Source organism: Silanimonas algicola, from assembly GCF_054777375.1.
Map to the genome: position 1 here is coordinate 616,531 of NZ_BAAHAS010000003.1, position 22,571 is coordinate 639,101.

The window sequence follows — 22,571 nt, forward strand, 5'->3', positions numbered from 1 at the left end:
GCCGGGCCTTGCGCCGCCTCACCGTCGTCCAGCTGCTGCCGGCCCTGAACGCGGGCGGCGTCGAGCGCTCCACCCTCGAGATCGCGTCGGCCCTGGTCTCGGCCGGGCATGCGTCGCACGTGGTGTCGGCCGGCGGCCGGCTGGTGCCAGCACTGGAGGCCGCGGGCAGTACGCACCACGCGTTGCCCATCGGCGCGAAGTCGCTGGCCACGCCCTTCCGGGTGTTCGCGCTGCGCCGCCTGCTGCAGGCGCTGAAGCCCGACGTCGTGCATGCGCGCTCGCGCCTGCCGGCGTGGATCGCGCTGGCGGCGCTGCGCGGCCTGTCGCCGCGGCCCCGTTTCGTCACCACCGTGCATGGGCTGAATTCGCCGGGCCGCTACAGCGGCGTGATGACCCGCGGCGAGGCGGTGATCTGCGTGTCGGAGACCGTGCGCGACTACGTCCAGACCCATTGGCCCGAAGCGTCGCCACGCCTCGTGGTGGTTCCGCGTGGCGTCGATCCCGCGCAGTTCCCCCGCCGGCCCCGGCCCGACCCCGCCTCGCGTGCGGCGGTGCTCGCCGAACTCGCATTGCCGGACGAGACCCGCCTGCTGCTGATGCCCGGACGTGGCACGCGGTTGAAAGGCCATGCCGATGCCATCGCGTTGCTGGGCGACCTTCGCGCGCAAGGCGTGCCCACGGCCCTGTGGCTGCTCGGCACCGATGAGCCGGGCCGCGAGGCCTATGTCGCCGAACTCCGCGCCCTCGCCGCGGCGCGCGGCGTCGATGCGGCGTTGCGCCTGTCGCCGCCGCGCAGCGACGTGGTTGGCGCCTATGCCGCCAGCGACCTCGTGCTGCAGCTTTCGCGCAAGCCCGAGGCCTTCGGGCGAACAGTGATCGAGGCGCTTTCCGTGGGAACGCCGGTCCTTGGCTGGGCGCACGGCGGCGTGGGCGAGCAGCTCGGCGTGCTGCAGCCGGAGGGCGCGGTGCCCCTCGGCGACGCCGCCGCTCTCGTGCGCCGCGCCGCCATCCTGCTCGCCCGCGCGCCGGCTCCGCCCTCGCACATTCCCTACACTCTCGCGGCCATGCAGCAGTCCACCCTCGACACCTATGCACGACTCGCTGGTTGACCGGCTCGCCCGGCTGGCGCCCTGGTGGGTGCTGCTGCAGGTCGCTTGCTGGCCTTGGCGCGGCGTGGCCGAGGCGGTGCTGTCGCTGGGGGCGCTGCTCGGTTTCGGTCTGATGTGGGCCGTGCGCTTCCGCGGCGCGCTGCGCGTGCTGAGCCATGAGGCCTGGGCCCTCACGACGGTCCTGTTCTGCGGCTACTGGTTGCCGCAGCTGCTCTCGGTCCCGTTGGCCCTCGATCCGGCGAACACCGCGCTGGAGACGGCGAAGGACCTCCGTTACCTGCCGTTCCTCTGGCTGGCCGCGATGGCCGTGTCCACGGCGCGCGGGGCGCGCCTCGTCGGGGGGGGCGTCGCCGTGCTGGTGGCGGCGTGGACCCTCGACGGCCTCGTGCAGGCGGCCACCGGGCACAGCGTCGGTGGCCCGGCGCTGGCGGATCGTCTCTCGGGCATCTTCGGCGCCGACAACCTCAAGCTTGGCCTCGTGCTCGCGACACTGTCCCCCTTCGTCCTTCTGCCGGCCGCCAAGCGCGGGGTGTTGCCATGGTTGCTCGTTGCTGGCGCGCTCGGCGTGGTGATCCTGCTGGCCGGCGCGCGGGCCGCCTGGATCAGTTTCGGTCTGGCCCTGGTGGTCACCGGCCTGCGCCACTGGGGCTGGAGGCGGACGGGCGCCGGTCTGCTGGTCGGCGGCCTGCTGACGGTCGTCGTTGCCAGTACCAGCGAGTTCCTTGGTCCGCGCGTCGAGCGGACCCTCGAAGCCCTGCAGATGGAGGAGGAGGGCCTCGACTTCGCCCTCTCCGGGCGGCTGGTGCTGTGGCAGACGACGGGGCGGATCATCCTCGAGCATCCCCTCACCGGTGTCGGCACCGACAACTTCCAGCGTGCCTACAAGGCCCACGCCGCGCCCGACGACCAGTTCGTCGAGTGGGGCCAGCCCGGCGCCTTCCACGCCCACCAGATCGTGCTCGAAGTGCTGGCCGAGACCGGCATCGTCGGCCTCCTGCTGTGGTTCGCGGCGGTGGCCATCGCGCTCCGCGCGTGGCGATTCGCCTCGCCGGTCCAGCGCGAGCGCGCCTCGGCGCCGGCGTTCGCCTTGCTGGTGACGGTGTTCCCCCTGAACACGCATCTGGCGTTCTACTCGACCTTCTGGGGGGGCGTGACCCTGCTGCTTGCCGCGCTGTATGCCGGTGCCCTGGTGCACCGCGAGCCCGGCGACATGCCCGACGCATGACGGCGCCGCGGTGCTTCGGATGGCGCGCCCTCGGCATGGCGGCGGCCTTGGTCGCGAGGCTGCCGCAGGGGGCAGTGCTCGCCCTCGGCAGCGCCTTGGGCTGGGTTTTGCGTCCGCTGCTCGGCAGGCGTTGGCGGGTGGCGCGGGTGAACCTCGCGCGGTGCTTCGCCGAGGAGTCCGCCGCGGTACGCGCGCAGCGGCTTCGCGAGCACCAGCGCGCACTGGCGACCGCCCTGCTGGAACTGCTGCGCGCGTGGTTCGCCCCGTCGTCCACGCTCGCCGGCCTCGCCGACGTCGAGGGTCTGCAGCACCTCCGGGACGCCGCCGCGAAGGGGCAGGGCGTGCTGCTGCTGACCGGCCATCTGATGCACACCGAGCTGGCGACGCGCTTCGTCGCCGAAGCCCTCGGCGCGCCCGTGGGCGGCGTGGTGCGCCGCTACCACCGCCATCCCTGCCTTGAACGCCTGCTCGATGCCGCGCGCACGCATCGCCTCGGCCCGACGGTCGGGAAGTTCGACGCCCGCGGCATGGCCCGGCACCTCCGCCAGGGCGGCCGGCTGGTGTACTCCGCCGACCAGGATTTCCGCGACGGCCATGTCTTCGTGCCCTTCTTCGGGGTGCCGGCCGCGACGTTCGCCGGGACCCCGCAACTGTTGCGGGCGGGTCGCGCCGCGGTGCGATTCCTGTCGATGGCCCGGGGGAGCGACGGTCGCTACCTCGTGCGCATCGACGACCCGGGGCTCGAGGCCCTGGCCCAGGATCCCGAGGCCTTCGCGGCGCGCTACATGCAGGTGCTGGAGGACGCCGTGCGTGCGGCGCCGGACCAGTACCTGTGGGTGCATCGCCGCTTCAAGACGCGTCCTGCGGGCGAAGCCCCGCTTTACGTGCGATAGGCCTCGCCGCGCCCGATGTCGGGCTGCGTCTTGAAGCGCTGGTGCAGCCACAGGTATTGCGATGGCGCGCGGCGGATCATCGCTTCGAGGGCCGCCATCACACGGGTCGTGTCGGCGGTGGCGTCCTTCGACGGGAAGTCCGCCAGCGGCGCCTGCACCTCCAGCCGATAGCTGCCGTCGGCGAGGCGCTCGTGGAAGAACGGGCACACGGCGGCGCCGGAAAGGCGTGCGAGCTGGTGCGTCGAGGTCAGGCTCCAGGCCGGCCGGCCGAAGAACGGCACGAAGACGCTGTCGCCACGGCGGCTTTCCTGGTCGGGCGCGAACCACAGGATGCCGCCCGCCTTGAGATGCTTCAGTGCCGGGCGCAGCTCGTCGCGCGCGAACATCGCGCAGGCGTAGCGCAGGCGGCCGGCCTTCACCGCCCACTCCATCGCCGCATCGCCGTGCGGGCGGTACATGCCTGCCACGGCGACGTGGCGCGTCAGCAGGCGCGCGCAGAGTTCGAGATGGACGAAATGCGCCGAAACGAGCAGCACGCCGCGGCCCTGCGCGCGCAGCGCTTCGAGGTGCTCGAGGCCCTCGACGGCGTAGCGCGGTGAACCCTCCGACACGCGGCCCCACCACGCGCGGAGGAACTCGAACAGGCCCAGTCCGGTCTGCGCGAGGTTCTCACGCGCCAGCGCCGCGCGCGTGGCGTCGTCCAGGGCGGGGAAGCACAGCGCGAGGTTCGCCTCGACCACGCGTCGGCGCGCGGGCAGGGCGTGCCACAGCAGCGGGCCGAGGGCGCGTCCTGCGCGTCGCTGCAGCCACGCCGGCGTCCGCGCTGCGCACCAGCCCAGCGCCACGCCGAGCCACGTCGCCCAGTGGCGTGGATGCCCGAGGGCCGGCGTCCGGGCGGAGGGCGGGGAGGGAACGTCGGTCATGCGCGGATTGTAAGCGCGCCCCTGCTACCCTTCCGCGCATGTCCCTGAGCCTTGGCCGGCGCCTGCTGCTGGCGTTCTATTCCGCCCTGCTGTGGTTGCTGGTGCCGATCACGCTCTACCACCTCGTGTGGCGGGGCCTCCGGCAGCGGGAGTACCTGCTGCGCTGGAGCGAGCGCTACGCGCAGCTCGACGCGCTGCCCGAGCTGCCGCCCGGGGCCTTGTGGGTGCACGCGGTCTCCGTGGGTGAGGTCAACGCGGCGATCCCGCTGGTGAACGCGCTGCGCCAGCGCCATCCCGACCGTCCGCTGCTGATCACGACCATCACCCCGACGGGCTCCGCGCGCGTCCGCGCGCTGTGGGGCGAGGCGGTCCACCACGTCTACCTGCCCTACGACCTGCACGGCATGGTGCGGCGCTTCCTCGAGCGCGTGCGCCCCGCGCTCGCCGTCGTCATCGAGACCGAGCTGTGGCCCAACCTGTTCGTCGCCTGTGCCCGCGCCGACGTGCCGGTGGTGATCGCCAACGCGCGGCTGTCGGAGCGTTCGCTGCGCGGCTACCGCTGGATGGGGCCGCTGATCCGCCTCGCGCTGTCCGGCGTGCGGCGGGTGGCCGCGCAGTCGGAGGCCGATGCGGCCCGCTTCCGCGTGCTCGCCGGGGACGACGCGCGGATCGAAGTGACCGGCAACCTCAAGTTCGACCAGCCCTTGCCAAAAGCCTCGCTCGAGGAAGCCGTGGGCTGGCGCAAGGCGGGCGGCGGACGGCCGACCTGGGTCGCGGCGAGCACGCATGCCGACGAGGAGGCGGCGGTGCTGGAGGCGCACCAGCGGCTCCGCGAGGCCCATCCCGACGCGCTGCTGCTGTGGGCGCCGCGCCATCCGGAGCGGTTCGACGCCGTGGCGAACCGCGTGCGCGCGGCGGGACTCGACGTGCGCCGCCGCAGCGTCGAACGCAGCCCGGACGCGCGCTGCGCCGTCTTCCTGATCGACAGCCTCGGTGAGCTGCCGGGTTTCTTGGCCGCCGGCGACGTCGCCTTCGTCGGCGGCAGTCTCTGCGACATCGGCGGCCACAACCTGCTCGAGCCCGCGGCGCTGGGCGTGCCGGTGCTGAGCGGCCCGCACACCTTCAATTTCGCCGAGATCACCGCGTTGCTGAAGGACGTGGGTGCGCTGGAAATCATCGGCGACGCCGCGCAGTTGGCCGCTGCCGTGCAGTGGCTGGTCGAGCACCCGGAGGAGGCGCGGACCCGCGGCCGCGCCGGGCGTCAGCGCATCGACCGCGAGCGTGGTGCGCTTCAGCGGACCTTGGCCGTGATCGACGATGTCGCCGGTATTCCGCACCCCTGAACGGACGAAGGCGGCCTCGCGGCCGCCTCCATCGATCCCCGTGACGCGTGGGCGCCGCTTTATTTGGTCGCGTCGAGCGAGGCTTCCGCGTCGGCGCTGAGCAGGCGGTTCACCGCCTCGATGTCGGCGGGCGACAGGCTGCCCGCCGCCTGCTTCAACGACAGCTCGTTGACCAGGAAGTTGTGGCGCGCCTGCGCGAACTGGGTTTGCGCGGCGAACAGCGTCTGCTGGGCCAGCAACACGTCGACGACCGTGCGCGTGCCGACTTCGAGGCCGGCTTCGCCGGCTTCCAGCGCCGCCTTCGCCGAGACGACGGCGAGGCGGCGGGCTTCGACTTCGGCGGCGCCGGCGGCCAGCGAACGGTAGGCGTTGCGGGTCTGGCGGGTCACGCTGCGGCGCTGCTGCTCGAGCTGCTCCGCGGTGGCATCGCGGTTGGCGAGGGCCTGGCGGACGCCGGCCTGGACCGCACCACCGCTGAAGATCGGCACGGTCAGCGTGATCCCGACGTTGTGGCCGTCGTTGAGATTGTCGGACGGGAAGGTGACGCCGCCGCTCGTGTTGCTGCCCCAGGTGGCGGAGTCGTTGTAACCGCCCGACAGGCTCAGCGTCGGCAGATGGCCGGCGCGGGCCGTCGAGACGTTCGCCTCGGCCCCGTCGAGCGCCAGCGCCGCGGCCTGCAGGGTCGGGTTCCCGGCGAGGGCCTTGTCGACCCAGGCCTGGAGGCCTTCGGTGTCATCGAGCTTGGGCTGGTAGTCGGCGCCCAGGCCCTTCAAGGAGCCCAGCGGCTCGCCGGTGATCTCCGCCAGCGCTTCGCGGGCGTCGTCCAGGCGGGTCGCCGCGCTGATGGCGTTGGCGCGGGCGCCATCGTAGCTGGCACGGGCTTCGTGCACGTCGGTGATCGGCGCCAAGCCGACTTCGAGGCGCGTCTCGGCCTGGTCGAGCTGGCGCTTCGCCGCGGCTTCCTGCGCGCGAGCCGAGGCGAGGGACTCGATCGCCGTCAGGGTGTTGAAATACGCCGTCGCGACGCGCACGGCCAGCGCCTGCTCGGCCGCGATGCGCTGCGCCTCGGCCTCGGCCGCGGCCGCACGCGCGGCCTTGAGCTGCGTGTAGTCGCCGTGGTCGTAGATCGTCTGGCTCAGGTTGAGGCCGTAGCGGCGGCTGCGCGAGTCGGAGCTGCCGGTATTGCGGTCGAAAACCACGCCGCCCTGGCCGTCCGGACGGCTGCTGAAGGACGTGCTGTCGCCTTCGCTGTCACTCAAGCTGGCGGTGGCATTCACCTGCGGCAGCAGCACGGCGCGGGCGCGGGAAACACCGGCCTGGGCGGCGGCGGCGCGCGCTTCGGCGGCGGCCAGCTGCGGGTCACCCTTGCGCGCCAGTTCATAGGCCTGCAGCAGGTCGGCGGCGCCGGCCGGCAGGGCGAGGCCAGCGGCAAGCAGGGCAAGGGCGAGGGGACGCAGGCGCATGGGGCTTCCTTCGATCGAACGGTCAGAGGGTGAAGCGTGCTTCCGGGGCGAAGCCGCGCAGGTAGGGGATATCGGTTTCGAACAGGCTCTCGACGCGCGGGCCGTCGGCGTCGTTGCGCAGGCAGATCGCTTCCTGCACCGGCGAGGCGCCGCGCACCAGCACCAGGCGGCCGCCGGGCTTCAACCAGCGCAGGAAGCGCTCCGGCATCGCGGCAACCGCTCCGCCGACGAGGATCGCGTCGAAACGCAGCGGGGTGTCCCACGTCGTGGCGTCGGCCTCGTCGATGCGCACGTTGTTGGTTTCGAGCACCTGCAGGCGGCGTTGCGCCTCGGCGACGAAGTCGGCGTGCTGCTCGATGGCCTGCACCGAACGGGCGAGGCGCGACAGGCAGGCGGTGAGGAAGCCGCTGCCGGCGCCGATCTCGAGCACCTCGTCGGTCGGCGCGACGTCCAGCGCCTGCAGCAGGCGACCTTCGATGACGGGCTTGAACATGAACTCGCCGTGCCCGAGCGGCAGGGCGAGGTCGGCGAATGCGAGCTTGCGGTGCGCGGCCGGAACGAAATCTTCGCGCTTCACGTCGCCGAGTACGTCGAGGACGCGGCGGTCGAGGACCTCCCAAGGGCGGACCTGCTGCTCGACCATCGCGTGGCGGGCCTGGTTGAAGTCGATGGTCATGGTGGGACGTCCTCGGGAACAGGGCCGCATAGTGTACGGGCTGGCCCCGCCGGCAAGGCCTACAGTGCCGGAGCCGGGCGTGCCAAGGCAGTGACGAAGGTCACCGCGACTTCGGTCAGGGCCGGGGCGCGGCCTCCGGTGCGTGGGCACGCAGGAACAGGGCGACGCAGCGGTCGACGTGGGCGGCGCGGGCGGGGGGCGCCGGCGCCGGCTCGAGCCCCAGCAGGATGCGGAAATGCTGCAGGCCCTTCAGGAGCACGAAGAACTGCGCCGCGGCGAGGCGGATGTCGTCCACGGCGAGTTCGCCACGATCGCGGGCCGCGGCGAGGAAGCCTTCCATCTCCTCGAGCGCGCGCTTCGGTCCGGCCTGGAAGTAGAGCTGGGCGAGTCGGGTCGATTGCCCGGCCTGTGCCGCCTGGGCGGCCATCATCCGCATCAACTGCACCGCGTCGTCGCTGTAGACGAGGTCGACGAAGCCGAGCCCGATCTGCCGCAGTGCTTCGGCCACCGGCAGGGATGCCGTGTACTCGAACAGGCCGTGGGGCAACTGGTCGGCGCAGCGCGCCTCGACGGCGGCCGTGAACAGGCCCTCCTTGTCGCCGAAGTGGCTGTAGATCGTGAGCTTGGACACCCCGGCCGCCTGCGCGATGGCCTCGAGGCTCACCGCCTCGAAGCCGTGCTGGCAGAACAACTGGCCGGCGGCCTCCACCAGGGCGGCGCGCTTCTCGGGATCTTTGGGGCGCCCGGGCGTGCCGGGGCGGGCCTTCGTCGTCACAAGAAATTTATTGAACTCGGGAGTTTGCGAAATATACCATACCGAGGAGTTCATGAATCGTGGTCGCTCCGATGCCCGCCTGCCGCCCCATCCTCCTGACGTTCCGCGCCGTGCGCCGGTTCGCGCCCGTGTTGCTGGCCGCCGGCCTGCTCAGTGCCTGCGGCAACGGCGGGGACGGCCCGCCGCCGGCCCGCCCCGTGCTGGTACAGCAGCCGACGCCGGCCGCCGGAGCCGTCCAAGCCTTTGCCGGCGAGATCCGCGCCCGCCACGAAACGCCGTTGGCCTTCCGGGTGGGCGGCAAAGTCGCCCGGCGTCTGGTCGACGTTGGCGATCGCGTGGTTGCCGGCCAGCCCCTCGCCGAACTCGATGCGCAGGACCTGCGCTTGAACCGCGACGCCGCGCAGGCGCAGGTGACCGCCGCGGAAGCCGACGCCCGGCTCGCCGCGGCCGAGTTCGAACGCATCGAGGTGATGTTCCAGCGCCAGTTGGTGAGCCGCTCCCTGTTCGACGCCCGCAAGAGCGCCCTCGATGCCGCCAATTCGCGCGTCGCGCAGGCGCGCGCGCAGCTCGATGTCGCCGGCAACCAGGCGGCCTATGGCGTGCTGCGGGCGAATGCCGCCGGCGTGGTCGCCCTCCGCCAGGTCGAGGCGGGGCAGGTGGTCGCCGCCGGGCAGACCGCCTTCGGGCTTGCCGAGGACGGCGAGCGGGAAGTCGCGATCGCCCTGCCGGAGGCGGACGTCGCCCGTTTCCGGGTGGGCCAGGGCGTGCTCGTCGAGCTCTGGGCCGCGCCGGGCCAGCGTGTGCCGGGAACGATCCGCGAGATCTCGCCGGCCGCCGATCCGCAGGCCCGCACTTACGCCACGCGGGTCGCGCTCGTCCTCCCCGAGGGGGTGCGCGTGGAGCTCGGCCAGAGCGCCCGCGTCTACGCGGCCAACGCGGCGGCACCGACCCTCAGCGTCCCGCTGTCCGCGCTCGCGCAGGTCGACGGCCAGGCGGCGGTGTGGGTGCTGGATGACGGCGGCCGTCGAGTGAAGCGCGTGCCCGTGCAGACGGGGGCCTACACCGAGACCGAGGTGCCGGTCTCCGGCGGGATCGACGCCAACGACTGGGTCGTGATCAGCGGCGTGCACCTGCTGCGCGAGGACGATGCCGTGAAACCCGTGGATCGCGAGAACCGCCCCGTGCGCGTCGATGCTCCCGCCGATCGCCCCCTGGGCGACGACGCGAGTACCGCGCTCGAAGCCGGGGCCGACCGACTCGACGCCGCGATCGCCGGATAAGCCGCGATGGCCTTCGACTTCAACCTGTCGGCTTGGGCGCTGAAGAACCGCGCCCTCGTCCTTTACGCGATGATCGTGCTGGCGATCGTCGGGATCTTCAGCTACCAGCGCCTCGGCCAGTCGGAGGATCCGCCGTTCACCTTCAAGGTGATGGTGGTCCGCACGATGTGGCCGGGCGCAACCGCGGAGGAGGTGGCCGCGCAGGTCACCGACCGCATCGAGAAGAAGCTGATGGAGACCGGCCAGTACGAGCGCATCACCTCGTACTCCCGCGCCGGCGAATCCCTGGTGCTGTTCATGGCCAAGGATTCGATGGTGTCGGCCGAGTTGCCGCAGCTCTGGTACACCGCCCGCAAGAAGGTGGGCGACATCCGCCACACCCTGCCGGCCGGCATCGTCGGCCCGTTCTTCAACGACGAGTTCGGCGACACCTTCGGCAACATCTACGCCCTGCAGGCCGATGGCCTCGACTACGCGACGTTGAAGGACTACGCGGAGCGCATCGAGCTCGAGCTGCATCGCGTGCCCGACGTCGCCAAGGTCGAGCTGATCGGCCTGCAGGACGAGCGCATCTGGATCGAGCTTTCGAACACCAAGCTGGCGACGCTCGGCGTACCGCTCGATGCCGTGCAGCGCGCGATCGACGAGCAGAACGCCGTGGTGGGCGCGAGCTTCTTCGAGACGCCCAGCGACCGGGTGAAGCTGCGCGTGTCCGGCGCCTTCGACTCCGTGGAGGCGATCCGCCAGTTCCCGATCCGCGTGGGCGACCGCACCTTCCGCCTGCAGGACGTGGCCGAGGTGAAGCGCGGATTCGTCGATCCGGCCGCGCCGCGCATGCGCTTCATGGGCCAGGACGCCATCGGCATCGGCGTCTCCATGCGCAAGGGCGGCGACATCATCCAGCTCGGCGAGCAGCTCGAAGCCGAGTTCGCCCGCATCCAGTCGACGCTGCCGGCCGGCATGACGCTCTCCAAGGTCAGCGACCAGCCGGCGGCGGTCCGTGATTCGGTCGGCGAGTTCGTCCAGGTCCTCGCCGAGGCCGTGCTGATCGTGCTGCTGGTGAGCTTCCTCAGCCTGGGCTGGCGCTCCGGCCTGGTCGTCGCGCTGTCGATCCCGCTGGTGCTGGCGATGACCTTCGCCGCGATGTACTTCCTCGGCATCGGCCTGCACAAGATCTCGCTCGGCGCGCTGATCCTCGCGCTCGGCCTGCTGGTCGACGACGCGATCATCGCCATCGAGATGATGCAGGTGAAGATGGAGCAGGGCTTCGGGCGCCTCGAAGCCGCGGCCTACGCCTGGCAGAGCACGGCCTTCCCGATGCTCACCGGCACGCTGATCACCGCCGCCGGCTTCCTGCCCATCGCCACCGCGGCCTCCAGCACCGGCGAGTACACCCGCTCGATCTTCCAGGTGGTCGTCCTGGCCCTGATCCTGAGCTGGATCGTCGCGGTGGTCTTCATTCCCTACCTCGGCGACAAGCTGCTGCCCGACCGCGAGCAGATGCTGGCCAGCCACGGCGGCGGCGTGATCGGCGCCCTGCGCACCTCGCTGGCGAAGCGCCTGCCGCCGGCCATCGCCACCTGGGTCGCGCCGGACACCGCGCACCACGACAACCCCTACGACACGCCGTTCTACTCGCGCTTCCGCGCGCTGGTGGCCTGGTGCGTGCGCCACCGCAAGACGGTGATCCTCGTGACGGTGGTGGCCTTCGTCGGCTCGCTGGCGATGTTCCGCTTCATCCCGCAGCAGTTCTTCCCGTCGTCGACGCGGCTCGAGCTGATGGTGGACCTCGAGCTCGCCGAGGGCAGTTCGCTGGTGGCGACGGAGGCGGCCGCCAAGCGCCTCGAGGCGAAGCTGGACGGCCACCCGGACATCGTCAACTACGTCGCCTACGTCGGCACGGGATCGCCGCGCTTCTACCTGCCGCTCGACCAGAAGCTGCCGCAGGCCAACTTCGCGCAGTTCGTGCTGATCACCCCGGACATCGAGAAGCGCGAGGCGGTGAAGGCGTGGCTGCAGGGCGTGCTCGACACCGAGTTCGCCGACCTGCAGGGGCGCGTGACGCGGCTCGAGAACGGTCCGCCGGTGGGCTTCCCGGTGCAGTTCCGCGTCTCCGGCGAGCACCCCGACGAGGTGCTGCGGATCGCGAACGCCGTCAAGGCGCAGGTGCTGGCGAACCCGCACGCCCGCAACGTCAACCTCGACTGGGACGAGCCGAGCAAGGTCGTCCGGCTCGAGATCGACCAGGATCGCGCCCGCGCGCTCGGCGTGAGTTCCGCGCAGGTCGCGGCCTTCCTGCAGGGGTCGCTCTCCGGGACGCCGGTGAGCACCTATCGCGAAGGCAACGAGCTGATCGAGATCCTGCTTCGCGGCCCGGAGGAGGAGCGCACGAGGTTGTCGCTGCTGGGGTCGCTGGCGGTGCCGACCGCGAGCGGCAAGCCCGTGCCGCTCGCGCAGATCGCCCGCATCGACTACGGTTTCGAGCCGGGGATCATCTGGCGGCGCAACCGCCTGCCCACCGTTACCATCCGCGCCGATGTCGAGGGGGGCGTCACGCCGCCGACCGTGACGAACCAGATCCTCCCGACGCTGGAGGCGATCCGCGCCGACCTGCCGCCGGGCTATCGCCTCGAAACGGGCGGTTCGGTCGAGGAGTCGGCGCGCGGCGGCCAGTCGGTGGCGGCGGGCATGCCGCTGTTCCTGTTCGCGGTGGTCACGCTGCTGATGCTGCAGTTGCGCAGCTTCTCGCGGATGGCGATGGTGCTGATGACCGCCCCGCTCGGGCTGATCGGCGTGGTGTGGTTCCTGCTGATCCCGCAGGTGCCGTTCGGTTTCGTGGCGATGCTCGGCACGATCGCGCTCAGCGGCATGATCATGCGCAACTCGGTGATCCTCGTGGACCAGATCGAGCACGACATCGCCGAAGGCCACGCGCCGTTCCAGGCGGTGGTCGATGCGACGGTGCGCCGCTTCCGCCCCATCGTGCTGACGGCGCTCGCCGCCGTTCTGGCCATGATCCCGCTCTCGCGCAGCGTGTTCTTCGGCCCCATGGCGGTCGCGATCATGGGTGGCCTGATCGTCGCCACCGCGCTCACCCTGCTGTTCCTGCCGGCGCTCTATGCGGCGTGGTTCCGCATCAAGGCCCCGGACGCCGCGCCGCGCTACTGAGTCACACCGGGGTCCGGGCCCCGGTCCGAGATTCGCCGCCGGGTCGTCCGCGAACCGGCTCCCTCCCCCGCCCCTTGCGGCGGCCCGGCGGCGATCTTCACGCGCGGCCGGTTGGACCCCGTGGACGCTGGTCCTACCATGGGGGCGTCCCCTTGGCTTGCCGCACGTCCCGCCATGCGTCCGCTCCTCGTCCTCGTCTCACTGGCCCTCGCCTCGCCTGCCGCATTCGCCAACGCGCGCCCCGAGGCGCAGCCCGACCGGTACGTGTTCCGGCAGGGCGAGTCGGTGGATGTCCGTCCCCCCGGCGTGCTCGGCAACGATACGGATGCTGACGGGGACAGCCTCTTCCTGGAGCCCGCCGAGCCGGCGTCGGCAGGCCAGCTGATCCTGTTCCCGGACGGAAGCTTCAGCTACACCCCGGACGAGCGCTTCGACGGCACGGACCGCTTCACCTACCGCGCCTGCGACGACGGCGGATGCAGTGCCCCGGTGGAGGTGCGTCTGGCGGCGGACGGTATCGCGGCGCCACTCGCCTCGCGTCCCGACCGTTTCGAGCTGGTCGCGGGGTCGGCCGTGGTCGACTTCGACGTCCTTGCCAATGACCGCTTCGAGCCCGGGCGGATCGTCGCAGGCCGCCTCGACGTCGTTTCCGCCGCCTCGCAGGGCGATCTCGAGGTGCTCCCCCGGTCGCAAGGGGGGTTCCACCTGCGCTACCGGCCCCACGCCGGCGCCGTGGGGGAAGACCGCTTCCGTTACCGCCTCTGCGAGGCGGCGGCGCGCTGCGTCGAGGCCGATGTCGAGGTGGTGATCCTGCCCGTCGCGCCGGTCCGGCTCGATGTGTCGGCGGGTGCGGGCTTCGCCGACCTGCCTCTCCGCGGACTGCCCGAGCTCCCGGAGCCGCGCTTGACTTTCACGGGGACGGGCAAGGCGTCGACCTACGCGTTCCCCATATCCGTCGACGCGACGCCGCTGGAGCCTTGGGCCGGTGGCGGTTCGGCGCAGACGCTGTTCACCGCGGAGGGAGGGGAGTCGGGGCGCGACCTGCGTCTTCGGGTCGACCTCGCGGCCGATGATGCCGATGTCGACCTGTACGTCGGCACGGACGATGACGGCAACCGGCGCGCGACCTCCGATGAAGTGGCCTGCGTCTCGGCGCGCTCCGCCGGCACCGAGCGCTGCGTACTCGAACTGTCGGTGCCCGCCGAGGAGCGACGCCACTGGTGGGTATACGCCCACAACCGCGAAGGTCGGCGCGTCTCGGCCCGCTTGCAGGTCCTGGAGATCGATGTGGCCGATGCCTCGCCGCTCGCGTGGACCGCTCCCGGCCGCGTGGAAGCCGGTGCCGACGCGGCGTTCCGCGTGTCCTGGGTCGACCAGGCGCTGCTGCCCGGCGAACTGCAGGAGGCGTGGATGAAGGTCGAGAGCGAGCCCGGGACCACGCTGGGATGGGTGCCTTTGTCGCTGGTGGGCGCCGCGAGCGGGGTGGCACCCCGCTTGCTGCGCGACGGCGAGACCGTGCGCTTCGGCCTGCCCGAGGGCGCTATCGCCGACGCCTTGGTGCTCGACGTGCCGGAAGGCACGGCCTCGTTCACGGTGTCCGCCGTGGCCGACGGGACGATGTCGCTGGCCTTGCATCGCGCACCTGCGCCGGACGGCACCGAGGACGGTGTCGTGGTCCGCCCTCCCGGGGCTGCCGCCGAGCCTGCGGCGCGTGCGCGCAGCGTGGAGGGTGTGGCCACGCTCGAGATCCGGGACACCCCCGCCGGTCGCTGGTTCGTCCGCGTCGAGCAGGCCGCCATGGACCTCGGCGACGTGGCGATCAACGTGGACCTGGCGACGGAAGAGGGGTTCGAGCCGCGCCTGCGCCCCGGCGTCTACGCGCCGCCCTCCCGTCCGGGCGAGGGCCTGATCGTCGACCGCGCGGGCAGCAACTGGTCCGGGATCTGGTACGCCTTCGACGACGCCGGGGCGAGTACCTGGCTGTATCTGCAGGGTGAGGCCCCGGCCGATGGTGCCGCTTGGGCGCCGACGATCTACCGCAGTGCGATGGGCAACGGTGGCCGGCGGCTTGCCGTCGTGGGTCGAGGCAGCCTCGCCGTGCTCGATGGCGGTGCGCCGGTCTGGTCGTTCGAGGTCGATGGCCGCGTCGGCTCGCAGCGGCTCTTCGATTTCGGACGCGGCTGCCCCGTTGATCGCGGCGCCCCGCGGGACCTCTCGGGCCTCTGGTACGACCCGGCATACGCCGGCGAGGGCTATGGCCTGTGGATCACCGCCGATTACGAGTTCTATGGCCTGTTCACCCATGACGCCCGGGGTGAGCCGCGCTACCTGTCGGCCGAGGGGGGCGGGTTCCGTGTCCTCGGGAGCCGCCGGCTGCCCTTGGTCGCCTACCGCAATGCCTGCCTGTTCTGTCCGCGCGGCGAGCGTCGGGGCGAGACCGTGGGCGACCTCGACCGGGCTTTCGCGCCGTCGCTCAGCCCGATCTTGACGCGCGTCGACGCCGTGCTGGGCACGGGCTTGCGCGGCGGGGTGGCGCGGAACGAGACGTTGGAGCGCCTCGGTGGCGAGACCGCCGGCCTCGGTTGCCCGTCGTCGTGACGTCATCGCAGCGCCCACGGCGTGACGCTCTGCCCGGGGCGTGCTTCAATGCGCGCCGGAAGCAGGGGTGCCCGTGGCTGGGCTGAGAGAGACCCTTCGAACCTGATGCGGGTGACGCCGCCGTAGGGAGACTTCGACGCGCTCGACGGCGCTCCTGCCCGTTTCCCCACGCCCCGACCGGGGCCGAGCAGAGCGCCATCGAATGAACGCCGTCGCCAAGGACCTGCTGGACAAGACCCGCCAGCTTTCCGAAGAAGTCACCCGCCCCATCCCGGGCTCCGTGAAGATCCACGTCGAGGGCTCGCGCCCCGACCTGCGCGTTCCGATGCGCGAGATCGCGCTCAGCCCCACGCCGCGCACGGTGGGCGTGGAGAAGAACGCGCCGCTGGCGGTCTACGACACCTCGGGCCCGTACACCGACCCGAGCGCGAACATCGATCTTTCTCGCGGACTGGCGGCCTTGCGCGCGCGCTGGATCGAAGAGCGCGGCGATACCGAAGTGCTGGGCGGCCTGACCTCGGCCTTCGGTCGCGCCCGTGAGCACGACACCAAGCTGGATTCGCTGCGCTTTCCGAACCGCGCGCTGCCGCGCCGTGCGAAGAGCGGCGCCAACGTCACGCAGATGCACTATGCGCGCCGCGGGATTATCACGCCGGAGATGGAGTACATCGCCATCCGCGAGAACCAGCGGCTGGAGGCCATCCGCGAAGCGCACCTGCTGAAGCAGCACCCGGGCGAGAGCTTCGGCGCCGTGCTGCCGGCGCGCATCACGCCGGAATTCGTGCGCGACGAGGTGGCCCGTGGCCGCGCCATCATCCCCGCGAACATCAACCACCCGGAACTCGAGCCGATGATCATCGGCCGCAACTTCCTGGTGAAGATCAACGCGAACATCGGCAATTCGGCGGTCTCTTCCGGCATCGCCGAAGAAGTCGAGAAGCTGGTGTGGGCGATCCGCTGGGGCGGCGACACGGTGATGGACTTGAGCACCGGCAAGCACATCCACGAAACCCGCGAGTGGATCCTGCGCAACAGCCCGGTGCCGATCGGCACGGTGCCGATCTACCAGGCGCTGGAGAAGGTCGACGGCAAGGCTGAAGAACTGACGTGGGCGCTGTTCCGCGACACGCTGATCGAGCAGGCCGAGCAGGGCGTCGATTACTTCACCATCCACGCCGGCGTGCGCCTGCGCTACGTGCCGCTGACCGCCAAGCGCGTCACCGGCATCGTCTCGCGCGGCGGCTCGATCATGGCCAAGTGGTGCCTGGCGCACCACAAGGAGAATTTCCTCTACACGCACTTCGAGGAAATCTGCGAGATCATGAAGGCCTACGACGTGAGCTTCTCGCTCGGCGACGGCCTGCGCCCCGGCTCGATCGCCGACGCCAACGACGCCGCGCAGTTCGGCGAGCTGGAGACGCTCGGCGAGCTCACCAAGATCGCGTGGAAGCACGACGTCCAGACCATGATCGAAGGCCCCGGCCACGTGCCGATGCAGCTGATCAAGGAGAACATGGACAAGCAGCTGCGCGAGTGCGGCGAGGCGCCGTTCTACACGCTGGGCCCGCTCACCACCGACATCGCGCCGGGCTACGACCACATCACCAGCGCCATCGGCGCGGCGATGATCGGCTGGTACGGCACGGCGATGCTCTGCTATGTGACGCCGAAGGAGCACCTCGGCCTGCCGAACCGCGAGGACGTGCGCGAAGGGATCATGGCCTACAAGATCGCCGCGCACGCGGCGGATCTGGCGAAAGGCCACCCGGGCGCGCAGGCCCGCGACAACGCGCTGTCGAAGGCGCGCTTCGAGTTCCGCTGGGAGGACCAGTTCAACCTCGGCCTCGACCCGGAGAAGGCGCGCTCTTACCACGACGAGACCCTGCCGAAGGACGCGCACAAGGTCGCGCACTTCTGTTCGATGTGCGGCCCGCACTTCTGCTCGATGAAGATCACCCAGGACGTGCGTGACTACGCGGCGGAGAAGGGTGTCGCGGAGGAAACCGAGGCGCTGGAGAAGGGCATGGCCGAGAAGTCGGCGGAGTTCCGGGCCCAGGGTGCCCAGGTCTACCGGAAGGACTGAGGCGAACCCCCTCCGCGCACTCTTCGAGGGTGCGCGGAGGGTTTCACTCCGCCTCGCCGGCCTCCGGCATGTCCAGTGCCAGCGTCTTGAGCTGGCGCGTGAGCGCGCGGATGTCGAACGGCCGCTGGTTGCCGAGAACGATGACGGTCAGGTCATCGTCGAGATAGCGGTGCAGGTTCGACAGGAAGCCGTCCATCGACCCGCCGTGGCGCACCAGCGTGCCGGTGCCGCCGCCCGGGCGCCCGTAGGGCTGGATGCGGAAACCGTAGCCGTAGAAGCCGTCGGCCTCGCTGCCACCGTCGAACAGGGCGGCTCGGCCCGACCGTGAGACGTAGGTCGGATCGTCGAGCGCGCGACTCCAGCGCCAGAGGTCCTCGGCGGTGGCGTACAGGTCGCCCGATCCCAAGGTGTAGGACATGTTGTTCTCGACATGGCGCCAGCCGAGCAGGCCGTCCCGGTAGCCGAGCGCGCGATGCGCGGGTGGCTTGCCGAAGGCTTCGGCACCGGACCGCGAGAGCCCGAGCGGGCCGAAGGTCCGGGTCTGCAGCACCTCGCCGAAGGTCTTGCCGGTGACTGCCTCGATCACCATGGCGGCGAGGTGGTAGTTCAGGTTCGAGTATTCATGCCGGCTGCCCGGTGGGAAGCTGAACTCGGCCCGATTGATCAGGGCGAGGAGGTCCTCGCGACTCGCCTGCTCATCCCCCTGCGGCGCGATGCGCTCCAGATGCACCGGAAGGCCCGAGCGCTGCTTCAGCAGAAGGTGCAAGGTGAGCCGGTCGCCGAGCCGCGGCGCGAGTCCGGGCAGGTAACGGCCGATCGGTGCCTGCAGGTCGAGGCGGCCCTCGTCGACCAGTTGCATGACGGTGACGGCGTTGAATGATTTGGTGAGGGATCCGATCTGGAACGCCGTGGCGACGGTGTTGGCGCGCCCGCTCCCGGCGTCGGCCAGACCGTACGCCGCGTGGTGCACAAGCCGGTCGCCCTTCGCGATCAGGACAACGCCGCGGAACTCGCCTTCGGCCGATGCCGTGAGCAGCGCCCGGTCGATCGCGGGGTGGCGGCGCTCGGTGCCGTGGGCGGCGGCCGCCTGCGCGAGCAGCAGGAGGCCGAGGCCAAACCAACGCACGATCGGGAACATGCGGGAGGACCTCAGGGATGGGAGCCTGTTCGATGGCCGCGGTGGCCTGGAGTTCCCGGCGTCTCGACAAGTCTGAACACTTCGGAACCTGGAGTCGGCTCGTGGTCCATCCGACGCCGTCCCGCTGCGCCGGTCATCGCGGGGGCGGGTAGCATCGGGTCATCGCGTCCCGCTCCGAGGCCTGCCATGTTCCGTCTCCCTCCGTTCCTCCGCGCCGCCGCGCCGGCGCTTGCCGCCCTGCTCCTCGCCGCCTGCGCGACCGGCCCGCGCGTGACCACCGACGCTGACCCGGGCGCCGACTTCTCGCGCTACCGGAGCTTCGCCTTCTACGAGCCCCTGGCGCTCGAAACCCGCGGCTACACGACCCTGCTCAGCGCGCGCCTGAAGGATGAAGCGCGCCGGCAGATGGAAGCGCGCGGCTACGTGTATGACGAGGCTTCGCCCGACCTGCGGCTCAACATCAACGCCTTCGTCGAGGAGAAGGCCGACGTGGTGTCGGTGCCGACCACCGGCTACGCCACCTATTACAGCTACCGCGCGAACGCGTTCGTCACCGTGCCCGTCTGGCGCGAGCGCGCGCAGCTGATGGAGTACACGGAAGGCACCGTCAACGTCGACCTCGTCGACGCGCGCGGCAAGCGTCTCGTCTGGGAGGGCGTCGCGGTGGGGAGTGCCGCCGGCCGAACCCCGGCCGAGCGTCGCGAGCGCGCCGTCGCGTCCATCGTGAAGATCTTCGACGCGTTCCCGCATCGCGCGGCTGGCACGTCGCCCGCGGTTCGGCCGGCGTCGGCCACCCCCTGACGCCACACCGTCCCTGGAGTGATGCCCATGCCCCCGCGCCCCCGGATCCTCGCGTCCGCCCTGCTCGCGACCGTCGTTGCCCTGTCCCTGTCCGGCTGTGCTTCGACCCCGATCGCCACCGCCGAACAGGCGCCCGGGGCCGATGTGCGCACCTACGCGACGTTTGCGTTCTTCGAGCCCCTGGCCATGGAGCGCGAGGGCTACGGCACGATGGCCGGCGAACGCGCCCGGGCGGTGTTGCGCCGCGAGATGGAGTCCCGTGGCTATCGCCTCGATCCCGACGCCCCGTCGCTGCGCATCAACGTGATCGCCGCCGCGCGTGATGGTGGCGGTGGTCCGGCCTTCAGCCTGGGCCTCGGCATGGGCGTGGGCGGCGGCAGTACGCGTGGCGGCGTGGGCGTGGGCATCCCGCTCGGCGGCCACGGTTCGCGCGAGCGCTCGCGGTGGCCCGGCGCGATCGCCATCGACATCGTCGACGCCGGAGCGAAGCGCGTGGTGTGGACCGGTGGTGTCGACGTGCCGCGGGTCGGCCGCGATGGCGAGGCGGAGGCCTTCGAAGTCGCCCTGCGCCGCGTGATGGCGGCGCTGCCGGCACGGTCGTCGACGCCCTGAGCGTCAGCGACCCTCGACGGGATCGAAGCTCAGGCCGGCGCGCTCGCGCAGGCGCTCGACGAGGTGCATCCCCATCGCCGCCGCCGGCGTCCACACGCCACCCGGCGTCGTTCCGCGATCGACGTCCTGCAGCAGGCACAGCGCGGCCTCGCTGATCATCTTGCTGGTGGAGCCGTAGCCCGGGTCGCGGTCGCCGGTGACGCGCGTCGTCAGCGTGCGGCCGTCGGCCGTCGCGCCGAAGAACAGCAGCTCGTAGCGGCCCTTCTCGCGCTGCGTCGCGTTCGGGCCCTCGCCGGGCTTCGGCAGCGCGAACCGGCGCAGCAGGGCGCGCGTGGGCGCGAAGGCGAGCAGCATCGTCTGCAGCTTGGCGTGGCGCGCCATCGACCGCGCGCGCTTCTCGCCGGCCTTTCCCTCGCCGGTGAGCGTGCGCTCGCTGTAGACGAAGTCCTTGCCCCACGGATGCCCCAGCAGGGCGTGGCTGCGGTGCACGTTCTTGGTGTTGATGGTGGCCATCACGAAGGGCGCGGTCCATGCCTTGGCCAGGTCATCGAATTCCGCCGTGTTGTCGTTCGGCTGGCGCGCCCCCTTGAAGCCGGGCACCAGTGCGAACGGATCGACCAGGGTGCGGACCAGGCTGCGGTCGCGGCCGATCGCTTCCATCGTGGCCAGCATGCTCGCCACGGTGCCGCCCGAGAACGTGCCCTTCATGACCTTGACCCGGCCGTGCACGCGGGCGAGGGGCGCCCCCAGCCGTTGCGCCGCTTCCTGCTGCGCGTGCAGCACGCCCAGATCGAAGGGAATGGAATCGAAGCCGCAGGAGAAGACGATGCGCGCGCCGCTGGCTTTCGCGGGCGCGTCCAGTTCCGGAATCATCGTCGCCATCCAGCCCGGCTCGCCGCAGAGGTCGACGTAGTCGGTGCCGGAGGCGGCACAGGCGCGGATGAGTGGTTCGCCGTATTGCTGGTAAGGCCCGACGGTGGTGATGACCACGCGCGTGCTGGCGACGAGGCCTTGCAGCGCCTTCGCGTCCGCGGCGTCGGCCACCAGCAAGGGCAGGGTGGCCGGCAGGCCGAGCGCGTCGCGCACTTCGGCGAGCCTGGCCGCACTGCGGCCGGCCATGGCCCAGCGCACGGACCCTGCGGCGCCATACGTCGCGTGGAGATACTCCGCCACCAAACGGCCGGTAAAGCCGGTGGCACCAAACACAATGAGGTCGAATTCTTTGTTCATGGGCTTGATGTTCGCACGTCGATGACCGTCCACGTGAGGTCGATCGCGTTGAGGTTGGAAGGCGGCATGCCGAACATCGCCTTGAAGGCATCGCTGAAATGCGCGCCGCTGGAAAAGCCCGCGATGTGGGCGGCCTCGGTGAGCGAGGCGCCTGCAATGATGTCGCGCACCGCCGAAGAGGTGCGTTGCCACAGGCGCCAACGACGCCAAGGCAGGCCGGTACTCCGGGTAAAGAGGCGTTGGAATTGCGAGACCGACAGCCCGGCTTGCGTCGCATGCTCGCTGACGCGATGCGTGAGGCTGGGGTCTGAACGCAGACGGGCCAGCGAGGCTTCGATCCTTCGGTCCATGCGGGGTGCTTCGATTCCCAAGCACGACGTCAGGGCGATGAAGTCGACGCGTTGCGCATGGGGCTGTGCACACAGGCGTCGAAGCACCTGCAGTGCCATCCCTTCAGCCGCAATGCCGATGGCACACCCTCTCGGCCCCGGTGTGGCCGAGGCAGCAAGCCTTTGCCACGACCGATCGCCGGCGTCGAGGTAGAGAAACGCCATGGTCGAGGCCGGCGTGTGCAAGCGATGCCACTGGCCGGCCGGAATCACCGCGCTGCGCGCAAGCCGGCCGGAGCCCGGCGGCTCGTCCAGGTGCTCGGCCACTTCGAAGGCATCGTCGAGTCCGAAGGCCAGGACCGTCACGCTGTTGCGGTGCGCCGCAATCGGAAATGCCGGACCGATGTAGAGGATGGCGTGCCCCCCGTCCACCAACTGGCCTCGCGGCGAAGCGCACGTTTCTGGAAGCGCCGGTGACCTTCGCGGCCTAGGATTCGCCATCGCCGATCCCTCGGGAGCTCTTCACCATGAAAGCATTCTCCGCGACGTTATGGCTGCTCGTTGGGCTGGTGCACCTGTTGCCCGTGACCGGCGTCCTCGGCGCCGCCTCACTGCAGCGCCTTTACGGCCTGCCCATCACCGACCCGAACCTGCTCATCCTGATGCAACACCGCGCCGTGCTGTTTGCTTTGGTCGGCGGCGTGATGGTGGCGGCGGCCTTCGTCCCGGCCTGGCGATCTGTTGCGGCCGTTGTTGGTTTCATCAGCATCAGCAGTTTTCTGGTGATTGCGTGGAGCGTGGGTGGTTACAACGCTCTGATCGCGCGGGTGGTGTGGATTGATGTGGCGGCCTTGGTGGCACTTGCGTTGGCCGCCGCGCTTCATTGGCGCGCGGCGAGGCTTTGAGACCACGCCGCGTCTTGTCG

18 protein-coding genes and 1 riboswitch are annotated in these 22,571 nt (G+C 71.0%); of the genes, 11 read left to right on the forward strand and 7 right to left on the reverse strand.

The window, feature by feature from the left end; genetic code table 11:
• Positions 1-8 precede the first annotated feature (8 nt).
• The 3 genes from ACYVAK_RS12885 to ACYVAK_RS12895 are packed head-to-tail and all read left to right on the forward strand — an operon-like array spanning position 9 to position 3,227.
• Complete coding sequence (locus tag ACYVAK_RS12885; RefSeq protein WP_461061604.1) at positions 9-1,109, forward strand: glycosyltransferase; 1,101 nt, start codon at positions 9-11, stop codon at positions 1,107-1,109.
• Positions 1,090-2,334, forward strand: coding sequence for an O-antigen ligase family protein (locus tag ACYVAK_RS12890; RefSeq protein ID WP_461061606.1), 1,245 nt, complete (start codon positions 1,090-1,092; stop codon positions 2,332-2,334). Before ACYVAK_RS12885 ends, ACYVAK_RS12890 begins: the two co-directional genes overlap by 20 nt.
• Positions 2,331-3,227, forward strand: coding sequence for an LpxL/LpxP family acyltransferase (locus ACYVAK_RS12895; RefSeq protein WP_461061608.1), 897 nt, complete (start codon positions 2,331-2,333; stop codon positions 3,225-3,227). The genes ACYVAK_RS12890 and ACYVAK_RS12895 overlap by 4 nt, the downstream gene beginning before the upstream one ends.
• Here the strand turns inward: ACYVAK_RS12895 and lpxL are convergent.
• Positions 3,215-4,150, reverse strand: a complete 936-nt coding sequence (gene lpxL, locus ACYVAK_RS12900) for an LpxL/LpxP family Kdo(2)-lipid IV(A) lauroyl/palmitoleoyl acyltransferase (RefSeq protein WP_461061610.1) — start codon at positions 4,148-4,150, stop codon at positions 3,215-3,217. The two genes, ACYVAK_RS12895 and lpxL, sit on opposite strands and share 13 nt — an antisense overlap.
• A 38-nt stretch (positions 4,151-4,188) precedes the next feature.
• On the opposite strand from lpxL, the gene waaA reads away from it, so the two are divergent.
• The gene (gene waaA / locus ACYVAK_RS12905) at positions 4,189-5,493 is read left to right on the forward strand and encodes a lipid IV(A) 3-deoxy-D-manno-octulosonic acid transferase (RefSeq protein WP_461061612.1); all 1,305 of its coding nucleotides are present in this window, start codon (positions 4,189-4,191) and stop codon (positions 5,491-5,493) included.
• Between the two features lie 59 nt (positions 5,494-5,552).
• On the opposite strand, the gene ACYVAK_RS12910 is transcribed toward waaA, so the two are convergent.
• The 3 genes from ACYVAK_RS12910 to ACYVAK_RS12920 all read right to left on the reverse strand — a co-directional run bounded on the left by ACYVAK_RS12910 (position 5,553) and on the right by ACYVAK_RS12920 (position 8,407).
• Entirely contained in the window at positions 5,553-6,956 is a 1,404-nt protein-coding gene (locus tag ACYVAK_RS12910; protein WP_461061614.1) for a TolC family outer membrane protein, read from the reverse strand.
• 22 nt (positions 6,957-6,978) lie between these two features.
• Positions 6,979-7,632, reverse strand: a complete 654-nt coding sequence (locus ACYVAK_RS12915) for a protein-L-isoaspartate O-methyltransferase family protein (protein ID WP_461061616.1) — start codon at positions 7,630-7,632, stop codon at positions 6,979-6,981.
• A 115-nt stretch (positions 7,633-7,747) separates the two neighbouring features.
• Positions 7,748-8,407: a TetR/AcrR family transcriptional regulator gene (locus ACYVAK_RS12920; protein ID WP_461061618.1), complete on the reverse strand. Its 660-nt coding sequence runs from the start codon at positions 8,405-8,407 to the stop codon at positions 7,748-7,750.
• Positions 8,408-8,478: 71 nt separating this feature from the next.
• Between ACYVAK_RS12920 and ACYVAK_RS12925 the strand changes: the two genes are divergently transcribed.
• The 4 genes from ACYVAK_RS12925 (at position 8,479) to thiC (ending at position 17,536) form a co-directional block, all read left to right on the forward strand.
• A complete protein-coding gene (locus ACYVAK_RS12925; RefSeq protein ID WP_461061621.1) occupies positions 8,479-9,687 on the forward strand; it encodes an efflux RND transporter periplasmic adaptor subunit in 1,209 nt (402 codons plus the stop codon).
• Between the two features lie 6 nt (positions 9,688-9,693).
• The gene (locus tag ACYVAK_RS12930; RefSeq protein WP_461061623.1) at positions 9,694-12,855 is read left to right on the forward strand and encodes an efflux RND transporter permease subunit; all 3,162 of its coding nucleotides are present in this window, start codon (positions 9,694-9,696) and stop codon (positions 12,853-12,855) included.
• Between the two features lie 174 nt (positions 12,856-13,029).
• Positions 13,030-15,453, forward strand: a complete 2,424-nt coding sequence (locus ACYVAK_RS12935) for an Ig-like domain-containing protein (protein ID WP_461061625.1) — start codon at positions 13,030-13,032, stop codon at positions 15,451-15,453.
• Positions 15,454-15,506: 53 nt separating this feature from the next.
• A riboswitch (TPP riboswitch) is annotated at positions 15,507-15,600 on the forward strand.
• Between the two features lie 55 nt (positions 15,601-15,655).
• A complete protein-coding gene (gene thiC / locus ACYVAK_RS12940) occupies positions 15,656-17,536 on the forward strand; it encodes a phosphomethylpyrimidine synthase ThiC (protein WP_461061627.1) in 1,881 nt (626 codons plus the stop codon).
• Positions 17,537-17,579: 43 nt separating this feature from the next.
• On the opposite strand, the gene ACYVAK_RS12945 is transcribed toward thiC, so the two are convergent.
• The gene (locus tag ACYVAK_RS12945; RefSeq protein WP_461061629.1) at positions 17,580-18,674 is read right to left on the reverse strand and encodes a serine hydrolase domain-containing protein; all 1,095 of its coding nucleotides are present in this window, start codon (positions 18,672-18,674) and stop codon (positions 17,580-17,582) included.
• 186 nt (positions 18,675-18,860) lie between these two features.
• On the opposite strand from ACYVAK_RS12945, the gene ACYVAK_RS12950 reads away from it, so the two are divergent.
• Positions 18,861-19,475, forward strand: coding sequence for a DUF4136 domain-containing protein (locus tag ACYVAK_RS12950; protein ID WP_461061631.1), 615 nt, complete (start codon positions 18,861-18,863; stop codon positions 19,473-19,475).
• Between the two features lie 27 nt (positions 19,476-19,502).
• The gene (locus ACYVAK_RS12955; protein ID WP_461061634.1) at positions 19,503-20,087 is read left to right on the forward strand and encodes a DUF4136 domain-containing protein; all 585 of its coding nucleotides are present in this window, start codon (positions 19,503-19,505) and stop codon (positions 20,085-20,087) included.
• A gap of 3 nt (positions 20,088-20,090) precedes the next feature.
• Here ACYVAK_RS12955 and ACYVAK_RS12960 read toward each other — a convergent pair whose 3' ends face one another.
• Positions 20,091-21,317, reverse strand: a complete 1,227-nt coding sequence (locus tag ACYVAK_RS12960; protein ID WP_461061636.1) for a saccharopine dehydrogenase family protein — start codon at positions 21,315-21,317, stop codon at positions 20,091-20,093.
• Entirely contained in the window at positions 21,314-22,078 is a 765-nt protein-coding gene (locus tag ACYVAK_RS12965) for an AraC family transcriptional regulator (protein WP_461061638.1), read from the reverse strand. The genes ACYVAK_RS12960 and ACYVAK_RS12965 overlap by 4 nt, the downstream gene beginning before the upstream one ends.
• A 95-nt stretch (positions 22,079-22,173) precedes the next feature.
• Here ACYVAK_RS12965 and ACYVAK_RS12970 point away from each other — a divergent pair, with 95 nt between their 5' ends.
• Complete coding sequence (locus ACYVAK_RS12970; protein ID WP_461061640.1) at positions 22,174-22,551, forward strand: hypothetical protein; 378 nt, start codon at positions 22,174-22,176, stop codon at positions 22,549-22,551.
• Positions 22,552-22,571: the final 20 nt, after the last annotated feature.